The 22146-nt window shown below is 60.5% G+C and carries 21 protein-coding genes; 6 read left to right on the top strand and 15 right to left on the bottom strand.

What is annotated here, in order from left to right:
• Together ACM6IP_RS04465 and ACM6IP_RS04460 are read right to left on the bottom strand one after the other, a co-directional pair.
• Complete coding sequence (locus ACM6IP_RS04465; RefSeq protein ID WP_159997587.1) at positions 1 to 951, bottom strand: YihY/virulence factor BrkB family protein; 951 nt, start codon at positions 949 to 951, stop codon at positions 1 to 3.
• A 168-nt stretch (positions 952 to 1119) separates the two neighbouring features.
• Entirely contained in the window at positions 1120 to 1311 is a 192-nt protein-coding gene (locus ACM6IP_RS04460) for a CsbD family protein (RefSeq protein WP_095169806.1), read from the bottom strand.
• Between the two features lie 199 nt (positions 1312 to 1510).
• Here ACM6IP_RS04460 and ACM6IP_RS04455 point away from each other — a divergent pair, with 199 nt between their 5' ends.
• Positions 1511 to 1888, top strand: coding sequence for a hypothetical protein (locus ACM6IP_RS04455; RefSeq protein WP_095169807.1), 378 nt, complete (start codon positions 1511 to 1513; stop codon positions 1886 to 1888).
• A gap of 45 nt (positions 1889 to 1933) precedes the next feature.
• On the opposite strand, the gene fadD1 is transcribed toward ACM6IP_RS04455, so the two are convergent.
• Positions 1934 to 3634 (bottom strand): long-chain-fatty-acid--CoA ligase FadD1, encoded by a 1701-nt coding sequence (gene fadD1, locus ACM6IP_RS04450; protein ID WP_095169808.1) that lies wholly within the window; start codon positions 3632 to 3634, stop codon positions 1934 to 1936.
• A gap of 330 nt (positions 3635 to 3964) precedes the next feature.
• Positions 3965 to 5653, bottom strand: coding sequence for a long-chain-fatty-acid--CoA ligase FadD2 (gene fadD2, locus ACM6IP_RS04445; protein WP_414861038.1), 1689 nt, complete (start codon positions 5651 to 5653; stop codon positions 3965 to 3967).
• A gap of 197 nt (positions 5654 to 5850) precedes the next feature.
• On the opposite strand from fadD2, the gene ACM6IP_RS04440 reads away from it, so the two are divergent.
• The gene (locus ACM6IP_RS04440) at positions 5851 to 6795 is read left to right on the top strand and encodes a lysophospholipase (protein WP_401129535.1); all 945 of its coding nucleotides are present in this window, start codon (positions 5851 to 5853) and stop codon (positions 6793 to 6795) included.
• A gap of 43 nt (positions 6796 to 6838) precedes the next feature.
• Complete coding sequence (locus ACM6IP_RS04435; RefSeq protein ID WP_338522905.1) at positions 6839 to 7309, top strand: MaoC family dehydratase; 471 nt, start codon at positions 6839 to 6841, stop codon at positions 7307 to 7309.
• A 384-nt stretch (positions 7310 to 7693) separates the two neighbouring features.
• On the opposite strand, the gene ACM6IP_RS04430 is transcribed toward ACM6IP_RS04435, so the two are convergent.
• Complete coding sequence (locus tag ACM6IP_RS04430) at positions 7694 to 8161, bottom strand: ferritin-like domain-containing protein (RefSeq protein ID WP_095169811.1); 468 nt, start codon at positions 8159 to 8161, stop codon at positions 7694 to 7696.
• Between the two features lie 203 nt (positions 8162 to 8364).
• On the opposite strand from ACM6IP_RS04430, the gene ACM6IP_RS04425 reads away from it, so the two are divergent.
• Together ACM6IP_RS04425 and ACM6IP_RS04420 are read left to right on the top strand one after the other, a co-directional pair.
• Entirely contained in the window at positions 8365 to 8601 is a 237-nt protein-coding gene (locus tag ACM6IP_RS04425; protein WP_095169812.1) for a DUF3820 family protein, read from the top strand.
• Positions 8602 to 8628: 27 nt separating this feature from the next.
• Entirely contained in the window at positions 8629 to 9810 is a 1182-nt protein-coding gene (locus ACM6IP_RS04420; RefSeq protein WP_414861037.1) for an aminotransferase class V-fold PLP-dependent enzyme, read from the top strand.
• A 92-nt stretch (positions 9811 to 9902) separates the two neighbouring features.
• Here ACM6IP_RS04420 and ACM6IP_RS04415 read toward each other — a convergent pair whose 3' ends face one another.
• Genes ACM6IP_RS04415 through zwf form a run of 3 tightly spaced genes read right to left on the bottom strand, consistent with a single transcriptional unit; the run spans position 9903 to position 12755 of the window.
• Positions 9903 to 10568, bottom strand: coding sequence for a bifunctional 4-hydroxy-2-oxoglutarate aldolase/2-dehydro-3-deoxy-phosphogluconate aldolase (locus ACM6IP_RS04415; RefSeq protein WP_414861036.1), 666 nt, complete (start codon positions 10566 to 10568; stop codon positions 9903 to 9905).
• Positions 10569 to 10585: 17 nt separating this feature from the next.
• On the bottom strand, positions 10586 to 11299 hold the full coding sequence (gene pgl / locus ACM6IP_RS04410) for a 6-phosphogluconolactonase (RefSeq protein WP_095169815.1): 714 nt from the start codon (positions 11297 to 11299) through the stop codon (positions 10586 to 10588).
• On the bottom strand, positions 11286 to 12755 hold the full coding sequence (gene zwf, locus ACM6IP_RS04405) for a glucose-6-phosphate dehydrogenase (RefSeq protein WP_095169816.1): 1470 nt from the start codon (positions 12753 to 12755) through the stop codon (positions 11286 to 11288). Before zwf ends, pgl begins: the two co-directional genes overlap by 14 nt.
• A 228-nt stretch (positions 12756 to 12983) precedes the next feature.
• Here zwf and ACM6IP_RS04400 point away from each other — a divergent pair, with 228 nt between their 5' ends.
• Positions 12984 to 13844, top strand: coding sequence for a MurR/RpiR family transcriptional regulator (locus ACM6IP_RS04400; protein ID WP_174244630.1), 861 nt, complete (start codon positions 12984 to 12986; stop codon positions 13842 to 13844).
• A gap of 150 nt (positions 13845 to 13994) precedes the next feature.
• Here the strand turns inward: ACM6IP_RS04400 and ACM6IP_RS04395 are convergent, their stop codons facing one another.
• The 7 genes from ACM6IP_RS04395 to ACM6IP_RS04365 form a co-directional block, all read right to left on the bottom strand.
• Entirely contained in the window at positions 13995 to 14849 is an 855-nt protein-coding gene (locus ACM6IP_RS04395; protein ID WP_095169818.1) for a D-hexose-6-phosphate mutarotase, read from the bottom strand.
• A 115-nt stretch (positions 14850 to 14964) separates the two neighbouring features.
• A complete protein-coding gene (locus ACM6IP_RS04390; RefSeq protein WP_095169819.1) occupies positions 14965 to 16311 on the bottom strand; it encodes a carbohydrate porin in 1347 nt (448 codons plus the stop codon).
• Between the two features lie 77 nt (positions 16312 to 16388).
• The gene (locus ACM6IP_RS04385; protein WP_414861035.1) at positions 16389 to 17549 is read right to left on the bottom strand and encodes an ABC transporter ATP-binding protein; all 1161 of its coding nucleotides are present in this window, start codon (positions 17547 to 17549) and stop codon (positions 16389 to 16391) included.
• Between the two features lie 3 nt (positions 17550 to 17552).
• Complete coding sequence (locus ACM6IP_RS04380; RefSeq protein ID WP_095169821.1) at positions 17553 to 18398, bottom strand: carbohydrate ABC transporter permease; 846 nt, start codon at positions 18396 to 18398, stop codon at positions 17553 to 17555.
• Positions 18391 to 19299, bottom strand: coding sequence for a carbohydrate ABC transporter permease (locus ACM6IP_RS04375; protein WP_095169822.1), 909 nt, complete (start codon positions 19297 to 19299; stop codon positions 18391 to 18393). The genes ACM6IP_RS04380 and ACM6IP_RS04375 overlap by 8 nt, the downstream gene beginning before the upstream one ends.
• A 159-nt stretch (positions 19300 to 19458) precedes the next feature.
• On the bottom strand, positions 19459 to 20751 hold the full coding sequence (locus ACM6IP_RS04370) for an ABC transporter substrate-binding protein (RefSeq protein WP_095169823.1): 1293 nt from the start codon (positions 20749 to 20751) through the stop codon (positions 19459 to 19461).
• A gap of 116 nt (positions 20752 to 20867) precedes the next feature.
• Positions 20868 to 22094: an AGE family epimerase/isomerase gene (locus ACM6IP_RS04365; protein ID WP_414861034.1), complete on the bottom strand. Its 1227-nt coding sequence runs from the start codon at positions 22092 to 22094 to the stop codon at positions 20868 to 20870.
• Between the last annotated feature and the right edge of the window lie 52 nt (positions 22095 to 22146).

The following is a 22146-nucleotide window of genomic DNA, read 5'->3' as shown; positions in this document are numbered from 1 at the left end:
TCAGGCTTCGTCAGTGGTCGGTTTGAGCGAGTGGTCCCGTCCCAGTCCCGAAACGTGGTGTTTATGTGCATGGTCGTGCTCGCCCGGGACCTTTTCGCCAGGGTCCTTGCCTTCGCTCGACATGTGTTCGATCACAGCATTCATCTCCGCCCCCAGCAACAGCACTGCAGCGGAGATATAGAAGTACAGCAACAGCACGATGATCGCGCCGATACTGCCATACATGGCGTTGTAGTTGGCGAAGGTTTTCACGTAGAAACCAAAGCCCAGGGAAGCGATGATCCACACCACCACCGCCAGCACCGAACCTGGGGTGATGAAGCGGAACTCCTGCTTTACGTCGGGCATCACGTAGTAGATCAAGGCCACCGCGATCATCAGCAGAATCACGATCACCGGCCAGCGCAGAATGGTCCAGACCGTGACGATGAATTCCTGCATGCCAATCTGCGATGCGATCCATTCCATCACCTGCGGGCCAAGCACCATCAAGGCCGCGGCCACCAGCAGCATGCCGGCGATACCGACGGTGTAGAAAATCGACAGCGGGAAGCGCTTCCAGATCGGCCGTCCTTCGACCACGTCGTAGGCGGCATTCATCGCGCTCATCATCAGCCGCACACCGGCCGAGGCGGTCCACAGGGCGATGACGATACCCACCGAGAGCAACCCGCCTTTGGATTGCTGCAACTGGTCAATCACCGGGTTCACTTGCTCCAGGGCCTGGGGCGGCAACACCAATTCCGATTGCAGGCGCAGCCAGGAGAAGAAGTCCGGCAAGTGCAGGAACCCGATCAGGGCGATCAGGAACAGGATGAAAGGAAACAGCGAGAACAGCATCTGATAGGCCAGCGCCGAGGCATAGGTCGACATTTCGTCGTCGACGAACTCGGTGACCGTGCGCATCATCACGCGATGCAGGGGCAAGCCTTTCAAATCCGGGAAAATCATAGCGTCTCCTTTCGCCGCAATCAGGTTGTAGTCGGGGGCGACTCAGGGGCCGTTTTCTACAACAAGGTAACCTGTTTGGCGACCTTGAAACAATTTCCACGCGTTGCTTAACCATAGTCGACAAAAAAACGGCCACCCGCGGATGGCCGTCGCCCTGCCTTGCGGCTATCAGGCCTTGTCGACTGTTTTCTTGACTGCGTCCTTGGCGTCGCCGAGCGCTTGCTGGGCCTCACCTTTCTTTTCCTGGATCTTGCCTTCGGTCTGCAGCTTGGGATTATCGGTGGCTTTACCGACACCCTGCTTGATGTTGCCGATCGCTTCGTTGGCCAAACCTTTCGCTTTATCGCCAGTGCTGCTCATGGTCTTGCTCCTGTGAACATTCAAAGGTCAGTGTCGTTACGTAGAGGTTGACCGGCGGGCGTCAGGCGGAGTTTCATTTATTTTCACTGCGTCATTTCATCGCCAGATGCAGGTTGGGCTTTATGTTTGTGGGCTTTGCCGGGAGAATGCGCAACGTATTCAGGCCTTGGCGCTGAACGTCCAATCCCGTAGGAACGTTATGAAACTCGATAAAAAGCAGGCCATTGCCCGCAGAAACCAGGAACTGGGTGGTGCCGTGCTTGGCGTCAACAACTGCCACTTCACTGAACTGAACCGCAACCGCAACATCTGGTGGTTCGATATCCCGGTGGCCCGCCTGGCCGTGGGTCAGTACGAGTGGATTCACCTGCTGATGCACACCCCGGACACCGACCAGTTGCTGCACTTGAAAGTGCCAACCGTGTTCCTGCGGGAAAAACTCGAAGGCCTGGTAGTGCGCAACGAAGGCAAGCGCAAGGCTGCCCTGAGCCTGGAGCTGAGTGCCGACAAGGACTCGTACCTGCAGGACATGCGTCCGGCCGGCACCAATGTGAATTTCGCGCAGTTCCAGCAGTAACGTTCCACCCACAAAAAACCCCGCATCGGCGGGGTTTTTTATGGGTCAGGCGCTGACCTTCTTCAAACCGAGCTTCTTCAGCTCTTCGTCCCGCAGTTCGCGACGCAGGATCTTGCCGACGTTGGTGGTCGGCAGCGCATCGCGGAACTCGACAGCCTTGGGCACCTTGTAACCCGTGACGTTGGCACGCATGTGCGTCATCACCTGTTCCTTGGTCAGGGTCACGCCAGGTTTGGCAACGATGAAAATCTTGATCGCCTCGCCCGACTTGTCGTCCGGCACGCCGATGGCTGCGCACTGCAGGACGCCTGGCAGAGTCGCCAGTACGTCTTCCAGTTCGTTGGGGTAGACGTTGAAACCGGAGACCAGAATCATGTCTTTCTTGCGATCGACAATGCGCATGTAGCCATCCGGCTGGATCAGCGCGATGTCACCGGTCTTCAACCAGCCTTCGCTGTCGAGCATTTCATCGGTGGCGTCCTGGCGCTGCCAGTAGCCCTTCATCACCTGCGGCCCCTTCACGCAAAGTTCGCCGATTTCGCCCAGCGGCTGCTCGACGCCCTCGTCGTTGATGACCTTGCACAACGTCGAAGGAACCGGAATCCCGATGGTGCCGATCTGGATGTTCTGGATCGGGTTGACCGTGGCCACCGGGCTGGTCTCGGTCATGCCGTAGCCTTCGCAGATCGGGCAGCCGGTGACTTCTTTCCAGCGTTCGGCGGCGGCCAGTTGCAAGGCCATGCCACCGGACAGGGTGACCTTGAGCGCCGAGAAGTCCAGCTTGCGGAAGGCTTCGTTGTTGCACAGCGCGACAAACAAAGTGTTCAAGCCGACAAACCCGCTGAACTTCCACTTCGACAGTTCCTTGACCATCGCCGGCAGGTCGCGCGGGTTGCTGATCAGGATGTTGTGGTTGCCGATCAGCATCATTGCCATGCAATGAAAGGTGAAGGCATAGATGTGGTACAGCGGCAGCGGGGTAATCAGGATCTCGCAGCCTTCGTGCAGGTTCGAGCCCATCAGCGCCTTGCACTGCAACATGTTCGCCACCAGGTTGCGGTGGGTCAGCATTGCGCCCTTGGCCACGCCGGTGGTGCCGCCGGTGTATTGCAGTACGGCGACGTCGCTGCTGGCCGGGTTGGCCTCGGTCACGGGTTGCCCCTGGCCTTTGCTCAGCACGTCATTGAACTTGATGGCCTTGGGCAGGTTGAACGCCGGCACCATCTTCTTCACGTACTTGATCACGCTGTTGATCAACAGGCGCTTGAGTGGCGGCAGCAGGTCCGCCACTTCGGTGACGATCACATGCTTGACGCCGGTCTTGGGTACCACGGCCTCGGCCAGGTGCGCCATGTTCGCCAGGCAGACCAGGGCCTTGGCCCCGGAATCGTTGAACTGGTGTTCCATTTCCCGCGCGGTGTACAGCGGGTTGGTGTTGACCACGATCAAGCCGGCGCGGATGGCACCAAACACGGCGATCGGGTATTGCAACAGGTTAGGCAACTGTACGGCGATTCGATCACCGGGCTGCAAATCGGTATGCTGTTGCAGATAAGCGGCAAATGCCCCGGACAGTTCGTACAGCTCACCGTAGGTGAGTGTCTTGCCGAGGTTGCTAAAAGCCGGTTTGTTGGCGAAGCGTTGGCAGGATTGCTTCAACACTGCCTGAATATTCGGATACTCGTCTGGATTGATGTCGGCAGCAATCCCAGCTGGGTACTTATCCTTCCAAAAGTCTTCGATCATGGAAGCCCACTCCTCAGCAACGCGAATTCTTCACCGCATTTGATGCGATTATTATTGGTGTGTGTTTTTTGGTGAATCTGGCTTTTACTCAAGGCCGAGAAGTCACAAAGCGCGCCGAGAGTAGCAGCTTTGCCAAGGGCCTACTAGAGCCAAACGAAGGCTCTACGGTCACGATAATGACTCAAGACAAATCAATGGTCATTTTTAGAGTAAAAATTCTATATGCCGTGAAAGCCCCGTTCTACAGGGCTCCGCGCGCTTTTACTGGGACAAAAAAAGGGGCGCTCCAACTCGAGCGCCCCTTCTTGCTGCTGCATCGCTAACAATTCATTACGCGATATCGCGCAACTCCCGCCGCAGGATCTTGCCCACGGGGGTCATCGGCAACGAATCTCGCAGCACGATGTGCTTGGGCACCTTGTAGGCGGTGAAGTTCTCTTTGCAGTAGGCCTTGAGTTCTTCCAGGCTGACCCCGGCTTCACGCGCCACCACGAACAGCTTCACCGCTTCCCCGGAACGCTCGTCCGGCACACCGATTACCGCGCAATTGGCAACGTTGGGGTGGGCCATGACCACGTCTTCGATCTCGTTGGGGTACACGTTGAAACCCGAGACGATGATCATGTCTTTCTTGCGATCGACGATGCGCACAAAACCATCCGGATCGATCACCGCAATGTCACCCGACTTGAACCAACCCTCGGCATCCAGCACCTCCTCGGTGGCCTCGGGTTTCTGCCAGTAGCCCTTCATGATCTGCGGGCCCTTGATGCACAACTCGCCGCGCTCGCCCATGGCTTGCTCGACACCATCGTCGTTGATCACCTTCAGCGTGGTGCCCGGTACCGGCATGCCCACGGTGCCGATGCGCGACAGGTCGCCATAGGGGTTGGTGCAGGCCACCGGCGACGTCTCGGTCAGGCCGTAGCCTTCGGTAATCCGGCAACCGGTGAGCTTTTCCCAGCGCTCGGCAGTGGCCTTGACCAGTGCCGTGCCGCCGGAGTTGGTCAGCTTCAGGCTGGAGAAATCCAGGGTCTTGAAGTCCGGGTGATCCATCAACGCGACGAAGAGGGTGTTGAGCCCAAGCAAGGCCGAGAAGCGCCAGTTCTTCAGTTCCTTGATAAAGCCGGCGATGTCCCGAGGGTTGGTGATCAGCACGTTATGGTTGCCAGTCACCATCATGCACATGCAGTTCGCCGTGAAGGCATAGATGTGGTACAGCGGCAGCGGCGCGATCATCACTTCCTGGCCTTCGCGCAACAGCGGTTGTCCGTCACAACCGAACTGGCCCAGGCAGGCACGGGCCTGCTGCATGTTGGCGACCAGGTTGCCGTGGGTCAGCATCGCGCCCTTGGCCAGGCCCGTGGTGCCGCCGGTGTATTGCAGCACGGCGACGTCATCGAGACCGATCTGAAGCGGCTTGATGCTCTGCCCACGGCCCATGCGCAATGCACTTTTGAAGGAGATCGCCTGGGGCAGATTGTAAGCCGGGACCATCTTCTTGACCTTGTCCACCAGGGTATTGACCAGCCAGCCCTTGGCGGTAGGCATCAGGTCACCCATCTTCGCTTCGATCAGGTACTGGATCTCGGTGTCGGGCAGCACTTCCTGGACTTTCTGCCCGAACATGTTCAGGTACACCAGCGCCCGGGCACCGGAGTCCTTGAACTGGTGGCGCATCTCGCGCGCGGTGTACAGCGGGTTGGTGTTGACCACGATCAGGCCGGCGCGCATGGCACCAAACACGGCAATCGGGTAATGCAGGACGTTGGGCATCTGCACCGCGATGCGATCGCCGGGCACCAGGTCAGTCTGGCTTTGCAGGAAGCCGGCGAACGCTGCGCTGTAGCGTTCGAGGTCAGCGTAGGTCAGGGTCACGCCCATGTTGCTGAACGCGGGACGATCAGCGAATTTCTTGCAGGAACGTTCGAACACCTCGATCACCGACTTGTAGGCACCCAGGTCGATATCGATGGGTACGCCGGCCGGGCGTTTATCATTCCAGAAATCAGCTTGCATTATTATTGTCCTCTATACCTGAGCCAATCCGGGCCGCCTGAGCGGAGCTTCTGGGACACTAGCAGTTATGGTGAATCAGGCAAATATCAGCACCGGCGTCATTGATCGCGTGAATCTTGCTGCCGCGGGCTTTGCGCATTACCCGTCCCCGGGTTGTTGCGCTATACAATGCTGCGACCCCGCGCAAAGGAATCGCCATGATCCACGATACGTTCTGGTTGACCGCGAACGACCACAGCCAACTGTTCGTCAACCAATGGTTGCCGGAGGGTACGCTCAAGGCCGTGATTCTGGTGTCCCATGGAATGGCGGAACATAGCGCACGCTACGCACGCCTGGCCGAACAATTGTGTAACCAGGGGTACGGCGTGTATGCCCTGGACCAGCGCGGACACGGCCAGACCGCCACCAACGGGGTCATGGGGCACTACGCCGACGCCGACGGCTGGTGCAAAGTGGTGGGTGACCTGGCCAGCCTCAACCAGCACATCGGCCAACAGCATCCAGGCGTGCCCATCGTGCTGCTGGGCCACAGCATGGGCAGCTACATCGCCCAGGCGTACCTGCTGCACCACAGCGCCAGCCTGCATGGCGCGGTCCTCAGCGGTTCGAATTTCCAGCCGGTGGCGCTGTACCGCGCAGCGCGCCTGATCGCCCGTTTCGAACACTGGCGCCAGGGCCCTACCGGGCGCAGTGCGTTGCTGGAGTGGTTGTCGTTCGGTTCATTCAACAAGGCGTTCAAGCCCAATCGCACCGCGTTCGACTGGCTCAGCCGCGATCCCGACGAAGTCGACAAGTACGTCCGCGACCCGCTCTGCGGCTTTCGCTGCAGCAATCAGCTGTGGATCGACATGCTGGGCGGCTTGCAGCAGATCAGCAAAGCGTCCAATCTCGCCCAGATCGATCCGGGCCTGCCGTTACTGGTGATCGGCGGTGAATGTGATCCGGTGAGTGAGGGCAAGCGTCTCACCTCTTTGGCCGAGGCGCTACGCCGCGCCGGCAGCCAGGGACTGGAACTGAAGATCTACCCCCAGGCCCGGCACGAACTGTTCAATGAGAGCAACCGCGATGAAGTGACTGCGGACCTGCTCACCTGGCTGGCCGGGGCCTTGAGCCATCGCCGTCCTGCCAGGACCGAATGACCTTCGGTTTTTTTCACTTAACTCGTCACAGGATCCAAGACACATGACCCAGGTTACCAACACGCCGTACGAAGCCCTCGAAGTCGGCCAGACCGCCAGCTACAGCAAGACCGTGGAAGAGCGCGATATCCAGCTGTTCGCGGCGATGTCCGGCGACCACAACCCGGTGCACCTGGACCCTGAATTCGCGGCCGCCAGCATGTTCAAGGAACGTATCGCCCACGGCATGTTCAGCGGTGCGCTGATCAGCGCCGCAGTCGCCTGCGAACTACCTGGGCCGGGCACCATCTACCTCGGTCAACAAATGACTTTCCAGAAGCCGGTGAAGATCGGCGACACCCTGACCGTGCGCCTGGAAATCCTCGAAAAACTGCCAAAGTTCCGCGTACGCATCGCCACTCGCGTGTTCAACCAGCGTGATGAACTGGTGGTCGATGGCGAAGCCGAGATCCTCGCCCCGCGCAAGCAGCAGACCGTGACCCTGCCAACCCTGCCCGCAATCAGCATCGGCTGATTCGCCCTCGCACCAGGCCCTGACACCCACAAAGGTGTCCGCCTGAGCGCAATGCGGTCCGCGTTGATAGATCCGCGCAGCCAAGAAAAATCCGCAGCCCGATAAGGCCTGCGGATTTTTTATGTGCATGAGATTAATTCAGGCGAACCGCTAGCTCGCGCCTACCTGTACATCGCCACTTCTTAAAACAACCTTACACCCATGACAGCCCCGTCCGACTGCCCATGACACTGGCTCGACTACGCCACTGCAATGCCACGGATTAAAGGTGAAAAAGTCGTCTGGCTGTGGACCGGATTTAATCCAACCTGATTGCAGTGGCTGGGCCAAAAAAAACGCCGCCGTCCATGACTGGACGAGCGGCGTTTTTACACAGCTACAAGCTTACGAGCGAGCACGCGCCTGGTTGCGCAGGGCTTTGACCTGATCGTGATTGCGTTGCACGCCGTGGTACTGACGTTCAACCAGGTCACGAATGTTCACCAGGTTGTGTTTGTTGATTTTCTCCAGCGCTTCTTTGTAAGCCTTCAGGGCATGATCTTCGCCGCGCTCGGCTTCGTTAAGTACCGCCTCTTCGTCCTTGCCGGTCACCAGCGACTTGAGGTCGACCCAGCGACGGTGCAGGTCACCGCTGACGCTGGTGGAGGTTTCCGGATCGCCACCCATCGAACGCACGGTGCTCTGCAGTTCCGCGGCGGCGGTGGCGCAGTCGGTAGAACGTTTGACAAACAGCGCCTTGAGTTCAGGATGCTTGATGTCTTCGGCGCAGGTCTTGAACCCCTCCTGGCCGTCCTTGCTGGTCTCGATCAAGTCGTTGAGGACTGAAATCGCTTCTTTATTAATGTCGGTCATTTTTCAATTCCTTGCGGGTTGAGAGAGTTGCATTAAGAGTTGCAGCTCGTGTGCCAGCTTTTGAATTGATAAATTTCCGTTATTTTTCAACGACTTGGTATTTTAGATGGAATCTGTATCCACGCTATTTGCATGATCTGTCAATTGGCCTGCATGCAGAATGCCTGTATTTTCCAAAGTGTCTGAACCAGGACCGCTGACCGATGAACCCTGAAAAGCTCGAATTACTGATCACCCGCGAAATGCCCTTTGGCAAATACAAGGGACGCATCATCGCCGACCTGCCTGGCCCCTACCTCAACTGGTTCGCCCGCGAGGGTTTCCCCCACGGTGAACTGGGCGGCCTGCTGGCATTGATGCAGGAAATCGACCACAACGGGTTGTCCGATCTGCTGGACCCATTGCGGGCCAAACACGGCAAACCCAAACCTCGTCACTGAGCCACTGAACCCGCACCGAGTCGCCCCATGCCCGATAACACGCTACGCGCCCGTGATGAAGCTTTCTGGCAAACCTTCGCTGATCGCTACGATGTCCAGCCAGGTCCGATCAACTTGGAAAACGGCTATTTCGGCCGTATGTCGCGTACGGTGATCGACGAGTACCAGCGCAATATCGAACTGATCAACCGCAGTAACTCGGTGCATGTGCGCCAGCGCTTCGAACAGTTCGAGAGCGTGACCGTGCGCGAGCACCTGGCCGACTTGCTGCGGGTACCCGCCGAGGCGGTCGCCTTCACCCGCTGCGCGTCCGATGGGTTGCAAGCGCTGATTCGCAATTACAACGGCCTGCAACCGGGCGACCAGGTACTGCTCTGCGACCTGGAATACGACACGGTAAAAAGTGCGATGCGCTGGCTGGCCCGCCATCGTGGCGTGGAAGTGATTGAAATCCAGCATGCCCACCCGGCGAGTTTCGAGACCCTGCTGGCGAGCTATCGCGCGGCATTCGAGCAATATCCGCGTCTCAAGCTAATGGCCCTGACTCACGTCACCCACCGCACCGGCCTGGTGCTGCCGGTCCAGGCCATTGCCAGCGCTGCCCGAGAACACGGGATCGACGTAATCCTCGACGGCGCCCACGCTCTCGGCCAGATCGAGTTCGACCTGGATGAACTGGGCATCGAGTTTGCCGGCTACAACCTGCACAAATGGATCGGCGGCCCGTTGACCCTGGGGTTCATCTACATCGCGCCGCAGCGCCTGGCCGCAATCGATCCGGACATGGGCGAGTTCCATTTCCCCACGAGCGACATCCGCTGCCGCACGCCCTACAGCACCCCGAACATTCCAGCCCTGCTGACCCTGCCCCTGGTGTTCGAAGAGCATCGAGCCATGGGCGGCGCCGCAGCCAAAAGCGCGCGCCTCAACTACCTGCGCAACCTGTGGGTCAGCGCCGTGCGCAAGGTACCGGGGATTGAAGTCATGACCCCGGATGACCCGCGCCTGTACTGCGCGATCAGCTCCGTACGGTTTACCCGCCAAGCAGATCAGCAACCAATGGTCGAGCGCCTGCTCAAGGACTACAACCTATTCACCGTCGCCCGCAGCGGCTCGGCCTGCGGCCCGTGCATCCGCATCACCCCGGGCCTGACCAGCACCGCACGGGACATGCGGCTGCTGGCACAGGCGTTGATCGAATTGAGCTGAGACGCCAACGAGAACAAAAAAAAAGGCGCACCGACCAAGTGCGCCAAATAGCCGTAAAACACAGAACAACTACAACGATCCTGCAAAAACCATCAATTCAACAGAGCCAGCGCCTCAGCCGTACACTCCTGAATACGCGCCCAGTCACCGTTCTTGATCCACTCCGGATCCAGCATCCAGCTCCCGCCCACACACATCACGTTCTTCAACGCCATGTAGCTCTTGATGTTCCCCGGACCCACCCCACCCGTCGGGCAGAACTTCACTTCACCGAACGGACCGCCCAGGGCCTTGATGGCCGCGACACCGCCGCTGACCTCGGCCGGGAACAACTTGAAGCGCCGATAACCCAAGGCATAACCCTCCATGATCCCCGAGGCATTGCTGATCCCCGGCAACAACGGGATCGAGCTGGCTACGCTGGCTTCCAGCAGCTCACGGGTAATCCCCGGAGTGACGATAAACTGCGAACCCGCAGCTTCAGCGGCAGCCAGCGTGGTGCGATCCAGCACCGTGCCGGCACCGGTGACCAGCTCCGGACGCTGCTCACGCAGGATCTGGATCGCCTTGAGGCCGAACTGCGAGCGCAAGGTCACTTCCAGTGCGGTCAGACCACCGGCCGCCAGGGCGTCAGCCAGAGGCAGGACATCCTGCTCGCGGGCAATGGTAATCACCGGCAGGATCCGCGCCTTGGCGCAGAGGCTGTCGATCAGGGCAACTTTGTCCGCCATGGAAACGGTCGGGGATGGGTTTTTCATAGCGGCTGATCCTTGGCTCATGGGCACCAGTAAATCTCTAACGTAGGTTGCAGAAAGGCACGAATCGGCATTGCGGCGACATCGTCACCGGCCAGTGCGTCACTCAGGGTGGCCAGCTTGGACTGACCGGAAATCGAAAGAACCGTGACCTGCGCCGACGCCAGCAACGCACGACTCATGGTCAGGCGCTGATGAGGTACGGTCGGCGCCAGCATCGGCCAGCACCGGCGCGTGCCGTCGACCTGCAGGGCCTCGGCCAGGTGCGGACTGTTGGGGAACAACGAAGCGGTATGCCCGTCGTCACCCATGCCCAGCACCAGCACATCAATCTTCGGCAGCTCGGCGAGCAGGCGGTCGGCCTGTTCGGCGGCTTGCTCAAGGTTCGCGCTGGCGCTGTACAGGCTGAGGAACTGCGCCTTGGCGGCCGGCCCCTGCAGCAGATAACGCTTGAGCAGGCCGGCATTGCTGTCGGCGTGTTCGACCGGCACCCAGCGTTCGTCAGCCAGGCTGACCACGACGTTGGCCCAGTCGAGTTTCTGCTTGGCCAGATGCTGGAAAAACGCCACCGGACTGCGCCCACCGGAGACCACCAGGGTCGCCGTGCCCCGGGCTTCGATGGCGTCGCCCAGTTGCCGAGCCACTGCCAGCGCCAGGCTCTCGGCCAGCAGCACCGGGCTTTTGAATGCATGGGCGCTGACGCCCTCGGGCAGTTTTAATTCAGATATCGCCATACCACGACCTCCCGTCCCGCGTGATCAGTGCAATGGAGCTCATCGGCCCCCAGGACCCCGCCGCGTACGGCTTGGGGGCATCTCCGGATTTTTTCCATCCGGCGATCAACTGGTCGCACCACTTCCACGCGGCTTCGATTTCATCTTTACGGACAAACAGGTTCTGATTGCCGCGCATCACTTCCAGCAACAACCGCTCGTAGGCATCGGGAATCCGCGCACTGCGATAGGTATCGGAAAAATTCAGCTGCAGCGGTCCGCTGCGTAGCTGCATGCCCTTGTCCAGGCCTTGTTCCTTGGTCATCACGCGCAAGGAAATACCTTCGTCCGGCTGCAGGCGGATGATCAGCTTGTTGCTGATCTGCAAGCGCTGCTCGGGGGCGAAGATGTAGTGCGACGGTTCCTTGAAGTGAATGACGATCTGCGACAGCTTGTCCGGCATACGCTTGCCGGTACGCAGGTAGAACGGCACGCCGGCCCAACGCCAGTTACGAATGTCGGCCCGCAGCGCAACGAAGGTTTCGGTATCGCTCTGGGTGTTGGAGTTCTCTTCTTCCAGGTAACCCGGCACCGGCTTGCCCGCGCTGTAGCCCGCGATGTACTGGCCGCGCACCACCTGGGTAGTCAGGCCTTCCGGGCTGATCGGCGCCAGCGCCTTGAGCACCTTGACCTTCTCGTCACGGATGCTGTCGGCGGACAGGTCGGCCGGCGGGTCCATGGCGATCAGGCAGAGCAGCTGCAACAGATGATTCTGGATCATGTCGCGCAGTTGGCCGGCCTTGTCGAAGTAGCCCCAGCGACCTTCGATCCCGACTTTCTCGGCGACCGTGATTTCCACGTGGGAAATGTAGTTCTGGTTCCACTGGGTTTCGAACAGGCTGTTGGCGAAACGCAGGGCGATCAGGTTCTGTACCGTCTCTTTGCCCAGGTAGTGGTCAATGCGATAGGTACGGTTTTCCGGGAAGTACCGCGCTACGGCATCGTTGACCTTGCGCGAGGACTCCAGGTCCGAACCGATGGGCTTTTCCAGCACCACCCGGGTGTTTTCCGTCAGGCCCACTTGCGCCAGGTTCTCGCAGATAGCGCCGTACACCGCTGCCGGGGTAGCGAAGTAGGCAATCATCCGCTGCGCGGTGCCCGCCAGTTCGGCCAGGGCGACATAGTCGTCCGCCTTGAGGAAGTCGACGTGCAGGTACGTCAGGCGTGCCAGGAAGCGCTCGACCACGGCTTCGTCAAGCTCCTTGGCCTCTACATAGCGCCGCAGTTCCCGGGCGATGAAAGCCAGGTGCTCCTGCTCCGTGCCCGCTTCACGGGCCAGTGCGATAATGCGCGTGTCCTCATGCAGCAGGCCCGCGCCATCAAGTTGATACAAGGCAGGAAACAGCTTGCGCAGGGCCAGATCGCCGAGGGCGCCGAACAAGGCAAAGGTGCACGGTTCAACCGTAATCGAAGGCATGATGTTTGTTCTTTTATCAAGTTAAGCTACAAATACCTTTTTTCAAGGCATCGCTCAAGGAAAAATGTAGTAATAACCACAACATTTTTCCAAAATACAGATTCCGAGTGGTGGTCAGTCGGGGCCATCAGTAGGATAGGCCACCGTTATGGGCCCGATCAAAGTCTCAATTGGCATAGCCAAGCCCCCTCTTTGCAGAGCTGAACCAAGGAATTTCATATGGACCGCGTGCGGAACTTACTGGAACAGATCCAGAATCGCCTTGCCGACCTGAACAAGGCCGAGCGCAAGGTCGCCGAAGTGATCCTGCTCAACCCACAGCAGGCCACTCGCTTCAGCATCGCCGCCCTCGCCCAGGCCGCCTCGGTCAGTGAGCCGACGGTCAACCGTTTCTGCCGTTCATTCGGGGTCAGCGGCTACCCGGAACTCAAGCTGCAACTGGCGCAGAGCCTGGCCAGCGGAGCGGCCTACGTCAGCCGCGCGGTGGAGGCTGATGACAATCCCGAAGCCTACACCCAGAAAATCTTCGGCAGCGCCATCGCCTCCCTCGACAGCGCCTGCCAGGCACTGGACCCGAACCTGATCAGCCGCGCCGTCGACCTGTTGATCCAGGCCCGGCAGATCCACTTCTTCGGCCTCGGTGCTTCCGCCCCTGTGGCCCTGGACGCCCAGCACAAGTTCTTCCGCTTCAACCTGGCGGTCACCGCCCATGCCGACGTACTGATGCAGCGGATGATTGCCTCAGTGGCCCACACCGGCGAGTTGTTCGTGATCATTTCCTACACCGGACGCACCCGTGAACTGGTGGAAGTGGCGCGCATCGCTCGGGAAAATGGCGCTTCGGTCCTCGGCCTGACCGCCGAGGGCTCGCCACTGGCCAAGGCCAGCACCTTGAGCCTGAACATCCCGTTGCCGGAAGACACCGACATCTACATGCCGATGACCTCGCGGATCATTCAACTGACCGTGCTCGACGTCCTCGCCACCGGCATGACCCTGCGCCGTGGCGTCGACTTCCAGCCACATTTGCGCAAGATCAAAGAGAGCTTGAATGCCAGCCGCTATCCGGTAGGTGACGAGTTCAACTGATCCAACAGCTTCATTGCCCGCTCAGACCTCATCGCGGGCAAGCCCGCTCCCACAGGTTCAATGGCAGCCGCAAGTTTTGTGCTCGACGTGGACACTGTGGGAGCGGGCTTGCCCGCGAAGGGGCCAGTCCAGACACCGCAATTTCTTAAACTAAGCCGCCGCCCACGCCTGCAGGCTCAAATGCGCCCGCTCCCCCGGCGCCAGGCACAAGCTGTCGGTGCCACCACTGGCGGCTTCGACACAGACAAACTCGGAAATCTCGTTCCAGCTCACCCCCAGCAACGGCCGTGAGCCGGGATGCCAAACCACCGTGTCAGCGCTGGCACCGGTGTCGATGCACAACTGGCGCTGCCAGGCGTGGTCCTTGAGCTGCAGTTCCCCCTCATGCTGGAACACCCGTTGACAGCCGCCCTCGACCCGCAACTCGCCCTGCTGCTGGCAATTTTCCCGCTTGAGCTGGTCATAACCCTGGGCGCCATCGAGCCCAGACAGCGCTACCTCACCGACGTCACCAATACGCCAGTAAGCGTGCAAAGCATGGCTCAACTGGCACGGCAGGCTGTCCTGGTGCTCAGTGCTCAGGCGCAATTCCATGCGCTCGCCCAGGTGCGCGTGCAGGTCCACTTGCCAGTCACACAGCTGCAACTGCCAGTGCAGGCGTACGCCGTCGGCATCGCTGCTGCTGTCGATCAGCTTCCAGTCGATCAGCCGCGCCCAACCATGGGACGGCCAGGCGTTTTCGCTCGGGTGGCGGCCATACCACGGCCAGCACACCGGCACGCCGCCACGGATGGCGCCGACCTGTGGCCACTTCGCCGCACACCACAACCAGGGCTTGTGCCCCGAGGGCTGGAAATGCAGCAACTGCGCGCCCTGGCGACTGAACACCGCCTGGCACAGCGGATGGTCGATCACCAACACATCGCGCTTCTGATAGCGCTCCCACGCAAACACCGGACGTTCGCGCAAGGATTTGAAGAAACGTTGTAGCGGATGCTCTTGCATGTGCCACGGTCCTGAAAATCAGCGGTAACCAGAGGGCGCGCGACCCCAAAAAAAAGCGGACAGCCTGGGCTGTCCGCAAAAATGCGCACATGGAGAAGAGCTTATCGCAACCGCGTTAGAACACCGACTGAATTTTCAGGCCGGCCACCAGCGCGTTGTCGACTTCATCGACACCGCCCGGGTGGGTGACGTATTGCAGATTAGGACGCACCGTCAGCCAGTTGGTGACGTGGAAACCGTAGTTGATCTCGTAGTTGTACTCGGTGGTCCGCAATGGCGAGAACAGCGGATCGGCATAGTCGCTGACGCCATTGGCCGCGTTGACCAGCTCGGCGTTTTTCTTCACGTCTTCGTTGACGTGGATACGGGCGAAGCCGATGCCGACGTCATCTTTTGGCCGTGCATCGAACGGGCCCTTGTACACGAACATCAGCGACTGATAGTTGTCGACGACGTTGGTGTCCTTGTCGTGGAAGGTCGCGTTGGCCGCGATGTTCAAGCCGCGGGAAGCGTCGCCGTTGTGGCTGGTCAGTTGCTGCTGGGCGACGAACCAGTAACCGTGCTTGCTGCTGTGCTCGCGGTAGCTGTCACCGCTGGTTGCGGCATCCTGGCCGTTGTCGTCCTCGCGCACGTCATTGGCTGCGGCCGTGCTCTTGTAGTAGCCCACACGGTATTCACCCGGCAGGTTGTTGACCTTCGGCGACCAGACCAACTCGACCGGCAACACGGTGCCCTGAGTGCCGCTGCCGCTGAGCTTGAAGCCGTTGCCGTGCTCCAGTTGCGACGGGTTCTGGTTGTAGGCACCGATCTGCGCGAAGAACTCTGGCGTGATGTTGTACTTCACGCGGATCGCCGCCTGGCTGACCGGCCAGTTGTACCAGATGTTGGTGGCCCAGTTACCCACCTGGGAACCACAGAACGCCAGGTTCTGGAACTCGCACGGGAAGGTATTGAAGTCCTCGCCCTCGCCGAAGTAACCGGCCTTGACGTCGAGCTTGTTGTCGAGGAACTGATGCTGGATCCACAACTGGGTCAGACGCACCATATGGCCGCGACCGTAGACTTCCTGGGAGGAACTCAAGGTGCCCGCGCGCGGGTCGCCGATACGGTCGTTGGAGATGTTTTCGCCGTTGCGGTTGGTCAGCTGGATCTTGGCCTGGGTGTTGTCCCAGCCCCAGAGTTTCTGCAGGTCCAGCGCCACGCCGAGGCCAAACTGGTCGGCATAGCGCGCGGTCTTGTCGTCGTTGTAGCCACCGTTGAGGTTGCCACCGACTTCACCCACGTAGTCGGCCTTGATGTCGATGCCTTGCTCGATCAGCCGGGTACGCTCGCCGCCCCAATCGCCGGTCATCCACTTGGAGTCAGCGCTGAACGCGTCAGCGGCATGCGCGTTGGCTGCCAGGCACATTGCTGCGACCGCCGACAGCTGGCAGATGAGTTGAGCGTTGTTCTTGATCTTCATCCCTACTTCCTCGTTTTATTGTTATTAACTGGCATCCCCTGCAGGAGCGAGCCTGCTCGCGCCTACAATCGTGTGCTTCAGCGGCCTTTGAACTGGGTCACGTTGGCGCTGTGAGCTTCACTCCTTGGCAGACCCGCCGTCCCCAGGCGCTCCCCGGTCTTGGCATCGAACAGCAGCACCTTGGTCGGATCGAATTGCAGGGTCAGGGTCTCGCCCACGGCGGGCGCCACATCCGGCGCCAAGCGGCAGCAGACCTTGGTTTCGTTCAGGTTGACGAACACCAGGGTGTCCGGCCCGGTCGGTTCAGTGACCTGGACCTCGGCACGGATAGTCGGCAAGCCGTTGGTTTCGCCAGATGCCAGCACGATCTGCTCGGGACGCATGCCGAGGATCACTTCACGATCCTCGAGGCCCGCATCCTGCATGGCCAATGGCAGCTCGACACGCGCCTGGCCACTGTCCAGCAGGGCCAGCAGGCGGCCGTCCTTGCGTTGCAGGCGCAGGGGGATGAAGTTCATCGGCGGCGAACCAATGAAGCTGGCGACAAACAGGTTGGCGGGGTCGTTGTAGATCTGCTTCGGCGTGCCGAACTGCTGGATGATCCCGTCCTTCATCACCGCCACCTTGTCCCCCAGGGTCATGGCTTCGATCTGGTCGTGGGTGACATAGACCGTGGTGGTTTTCAGGCGCTGGTGCATCAGCTTCATTTCGGTACGCATCTCGACCCGCAGCTTGGCGTCGAGGTTGGACAGCGGTTCGTCGAACAGATAGATCTTCGGCCGCCGCGCCAACGCCCGGCCCATCGCCACGCGCTGTTGCTGGCCGCCGGAAAGCTGGCCCGGCTTGCGCCCGAGCAGGTGTTCGATCTGCAGCAGCTTGGACACCCGCGCCACTTCTTCATCGATTTCGGCGGTCGGCATTTTGCGAATCTTCAGGCCGAAGGCGATGTTGTCGCGCACGCTCATGGTCGGGTACAGCGCGTAGGACTGGAACACCATGGCGATGTCTCGGTCCTTGGGGCTCATGCCGCTGATGTCGGCGTCGTCCACCAGGATCGCCCCGCCGCTGATGTTCTCAAGGCCGGCGATGCAGTTCATCAGGGTCGACTTGCCGCACCCGGACGGGCCGACCAGGATCAGGAACTCACCGTCGTCGATCTTCAGCTCGATGTTTTTCAAGGTGTCCGGCAAGCCGGCGCCATAGGTCTTGTTGACGTTGCGTAATTCGAGAGTTGCCATGTTCTACCCCTTGACCGCGCCGGACGTCAGCCCACGCAGGAAATACTTGCCAGCGAATATGTAGACCAGCAGTGTCGGCAACCCGGCGATCATCGCCGCCGCCATATCAACGTTGTATTCCTTGGCCCCTGTGCTGGTGTTGACCAGGTTGTTCAAGGCCACGGTGATCGGTTGCGCGTCGCCACTGGCGAAGACCACGCCAAACAGGAAGTCATTCCAGATCTGGGTGAACTGCCAGATCAGGCAGACCATCACGATCGGGATCGACATCGGCAGCAGGATCTTCCAGAAAATCGTGAAGAAGCCCGCGCCGTCCAGGCGTGCCGCCTTGACCAGGGCATCGGGAATGCTCACGTAGTAGTTACGGAAGAACAGCGTGGTGAACGCCAGCCCGTAGACGATGTGCACCAGCACCAGCCCGGTGGTGGTGTTGGCCAGGCCGAGCTTGCCGATGGTGAACGAGGCTGGCAGCAGCACGGTCTGGAACGGCAGGAAGCAGCCGAACAGCAGCAGGCCGAAGAACAGCTGCGAGCCACGGAAGCGCCACATCGACAGCACGTAGCCGTTCATCGCGCCAATAAAGGTCGAGATCAGTACCGCCGGCACGGTGATTTTCACCGAGTTCCAGAAGTACCCTCCTACGCTGTCCCAGGCCTTGAGCCAGCCGATGCCGTCGATCACTTGCGGCCAGCTCAGCAGGTTGCCGGTACGGATGTCTTCCGGCGACTTGAAGCTGGTCAACAACATCACCACCAACGGGATCAGGTACACCGCAGCGGCCAGCAGCAGGGTCGCGTAGATGGCGATCCGGCTGACGCTCAGGCGCGGGGTGGCAAGCGAGTTATTCATGGCGTTTGCCCCGCAGTTCGGAGTACAGGTACGGCACCAGGATCGCCAGGATCGCGCCGAGCATCATCATTGCGCTGGCGGAACCGATGCCCATCTGGCCACGGCTGAAAGTGAAGGAATACATGAACATCGCCGGCAGGTCGGAGGAGTACCCCGGGCCGCCCGCGGTCATGGCCGCGACCAGGTCGAAGCTCTTGATCGCGATGTGCGCGAGGATCATGAAGGCGCTGAAAAACACCGGGCGCAGGCTCGGCAGGACGATCTTCAGGTAGATGGTCGGCAGGCTTGCACCATCGACCTGGGCGGCGCGGATGATCGACTGGTCGACTCCGCGCAGACCGGCGAGGAACATCGCCATGACAAAACCCGAGGCTTGCCACACGGCGGCGATCACCAGGCAGTACACCACGCGGTCCTGATCCACCAGCCAGTCCAGGCGAAAGCCTTCCCAGCCCCAGTCACGCAGCATCTTGTCCAGGCCCAGGCCCGGGTTTAGCAGCCACTTCCAGGCGGTACCGGTGACGATCATCGACAGCGCCATCGGGTACAGGTAGATGGTGCGGATGAAGCCTTCCTTGCGAATGCGCTGGTCCAGCAGCACCGCGAGGAACACCCCCAGCACCAGGCTGATGCCGATGAACAGGCCGCCGAACAGCGCGAGGTTCTTGCTCGCCACCCACCAGCGGTCGTTGTCCAGCAGGCGGGTGTACTGCTGCAGGCCGACCCACTTGTAGCTCGGCATGAAGCTGGAATTGGTGAAGGACAGAACGAATGTCCAGATGATGTAACCGTAGAAGCCGACCAGAACGATCAGCATGCTGGGCGCCAAAACCAGTTTGGGCAGCCAGCGCTGCAGTGCATCGAACGGTGAGGCTTTGCTGAAAACCGCCACAGAGCTCATCGGGATTATCCAAGTGAAAGGAGTAAGAGTCGGAGTCGAGGAGAACCCTTGTGGGAGCGGGCTTGCCCGCGATAGCGATGCAACAGTCGACACTGCTGTTGAATGTCAGTCAGCTATCGCGGGCAAGCCCGCTCCCACAGGGTTACTCAGGGTCCAGGATTACTGCGCGGCTTTGACCGCCGAGGCCAACTGGGCGCTGGCCTTGGCCGGGTCGGCGTCCTTGTCGTTCATGAAGTTGGTGACGACGTCGAAGATCGCCCCCTGCACCGCCAGCGAAGTGGCCATGTTGTGGGCCATGCTCGGTTGCAGGCCGCCGGACTTGTCGTCCGCCAGGAAGTCCTTGGCCGCGGCCTGGGCGCAGGAGTCGAAGCCCAGCGCGCTCATGTCGTTGAGCATGTCGGTGCGCACCGGGATCGAGCCCTTGTTGATGCTGAAGACCTTCTGGAAGTCCTTGCCCAGCGCGACTTTGGCCAGGTCCTGCTGCGCGGCGATGTCACCCTTGCGATCGGCTTTCAACTTGAACACCGCCAGGGAGTCGATGTTGTAGGTGAAGGCGTTTTCAGTGCCTGGGAACGGCACGCACTGGTAATCCTTGCCGGCGACTTTGTTCGCCGCGGTCCACTCGCTCTTGGCCCAGTCACCCATCATCTGCATGCCAGCCTTGCCGTTGATCACGTCGGCGGCAGCGATGTTCCAGTCACGGCCCGCGCGGTTGGGGTCCATGTAGCCGATGAGTTTTTTCAGCACGGTGAAGGACTTGACCATCTCGGGGCCGGAGAGGGTTTTCTGGTCCAGGTCGACCAGGGCTTTCTTGTAGCCTTCAGCGCCCATGACCGAGAGCACCACGTCTTCGAACACGGTGCTGTCCTGCCAAGGCTGGCCGCCGTGGGCCAGGGCAATGAAGCCGGCCGCCTTGAGCTTGTCGGCAGCGACGTAGAATTCTTCGAGGGTGGTCGGGGCCTTGTCGATCCCGGCTTTCTTGAACACTTCCGGGTTGATCCACAGCCAGTTGACGCGGTGGATGTTCACCGGTACTGCGACGTAGTCACCTTCGTATTTGACGGTGTCAGAGACTTTTTTCGACAGCAGGCCGTCCCAGTTTTCCGCCTTGGCGACCTCGGTCAGCGCGTCGGTGCTGAGCAGGCCGGTGCTGCCCCACTCCTGGATATCCGGGCCCTTGATCTGGGCCACGCCCGGTGGGTTGCCGGCCACGGCGCGGCTCTTGAGTACGGTCATGGCCGTTGCGCCACCGCCGCCTGCCACCGCACCGTCCTTCCAGATAAAGCCGTCTTTTTCAACCTGGGCCTTGAGTACGTCGACCGCTGCTTTTTCACCACCCGAGGTCCACCAGTGCACAACCTCCACGGAACCTTTGGGGTCGGCGGCCAGGGCGCTGAGGGGGAACATGGAGGCGAGGGAAATGACTGTGGCGAGGCGAGAAATCGCATTCATCTGAAGTACCTTTCTTGTTGTTATGCATGCAAGTCTGGTGCTTGCGCTGCAAACGAGTTTAAACAGGCTGGGATCCGCCGCAGGTAACGAAGCGACGGCGAAATGTCACCGCATGGTTACATAACCCGTGACCCAGAGCCCTGCGCCAACGCCGTAGCCATGCTCGGGGCCAACGGCAGCCGCGGAATCAGCACCGTCTGCCAGGCGTGATAGAGGTCCGGCTTACCACCCCAGATCTGCGCACTCGGGCGATTGTCGGCGTCCAGTTCGTGGTGCCAACTGCCATGGACGAGATCGATCAGGTACTGCTCGCTGTACTCCCAAAGCCGCCGATACCAGGTTTCGTATTGGCCCTCGCCGGTGCGCTGGAGCAAGGCACTGGCCGCCGCGCTCGCTTCGCAGTGCACCCAATGCAAACGCTGACGCACCACTGGGCGACGGTCCCAGTCGAGGGTGTAGACCATGCCCGGCGCACCATCGACCTGCCAGGCGTGCTGGCAGTTGTTGGCGAACAGTTGCTGCGCATCGCGCAGCAGCCAGCCGGGGGTGAGCATGCCGGCCTGGACCCGCGCCGCCTCCAGGTGCAACAGCAGCCGCGCCCATTCAAACCCGTGGCCCGGGGTGGTGCCAAAGGGGCGGAAACCATCGGCCGGATTGGCCTGATTGTAGGCGTGCAGCGGCTGCCATTGACGGTCGAAATGCTCGACCACCAGGTACTGATTGGCGGCGCCGTGGCCGTGGATCAGTCGCTCGGCAATGCGCAAGGCGCGGCTCAGCCAGCGGCTGTCCTGGGTGACGTCGGCCAGGGCGAGAAAGGCCTCGGTGGCGTGCATGTTGCTGTTCGCGCCGCGATAGGCTTCCTCGACGCTCCAGTCGCGATTGAACGACTCGCGCATCGCGCCCTCCTCCTCGCACCAGAAATGCCGGTCGATGATCTCGATCGCATCGTCAAGCAACGCCTGGGCACCAGGGCGCCGAGCGACCCGCGCGGAACTCGCGGCCAATGCCACGAACGCATGCAGGTAAGCGGCTTTACCGGTATTGCCGTCGCGGTGCTCGGGCGAGGCGAACCAGCCGCCGTGTTCGGCGTCACGCAGCGGCCCAGTGAGGGCCTGGATACCGTGATCCACCAGCTCGGCAAACCCTGGCAAGCCCTGGATATGGGCCAGGGCGAAGCTGTGGGTCATGCGCGCGGTGTTCATGGTTTCAGCTTGCGCGTCCGGCGGCAGGTGGCCGCGCTCGTCGAGATTGCCGAAACCTGTGGGCAGCCTGGAAGCCTTGGCGAACGCCAACAGGCGCAAGCCCTCGGCAGCCAGCCATTGTTGGTGGGCAGGTGAGTGCATGGTGGACCTTTTTTTGTTGTTATGACTGCCAGCAGTCTAAACAACAGGTCGT

The sequence above is a fragment of the Pseudomonas sp. IT-P176 genome, from assembly GCF_949767245.1.
GTDB lineage: Bacteria > Pseudomonadota > Gammaproteobacteria > Pseudomonadales > Pseudomonadaceae > Aquipseudomonas.
Note: the sequence above shows the minus strand (reverse complement) of the source record. Positions and strands in the feature narration are given on the sequence as shown.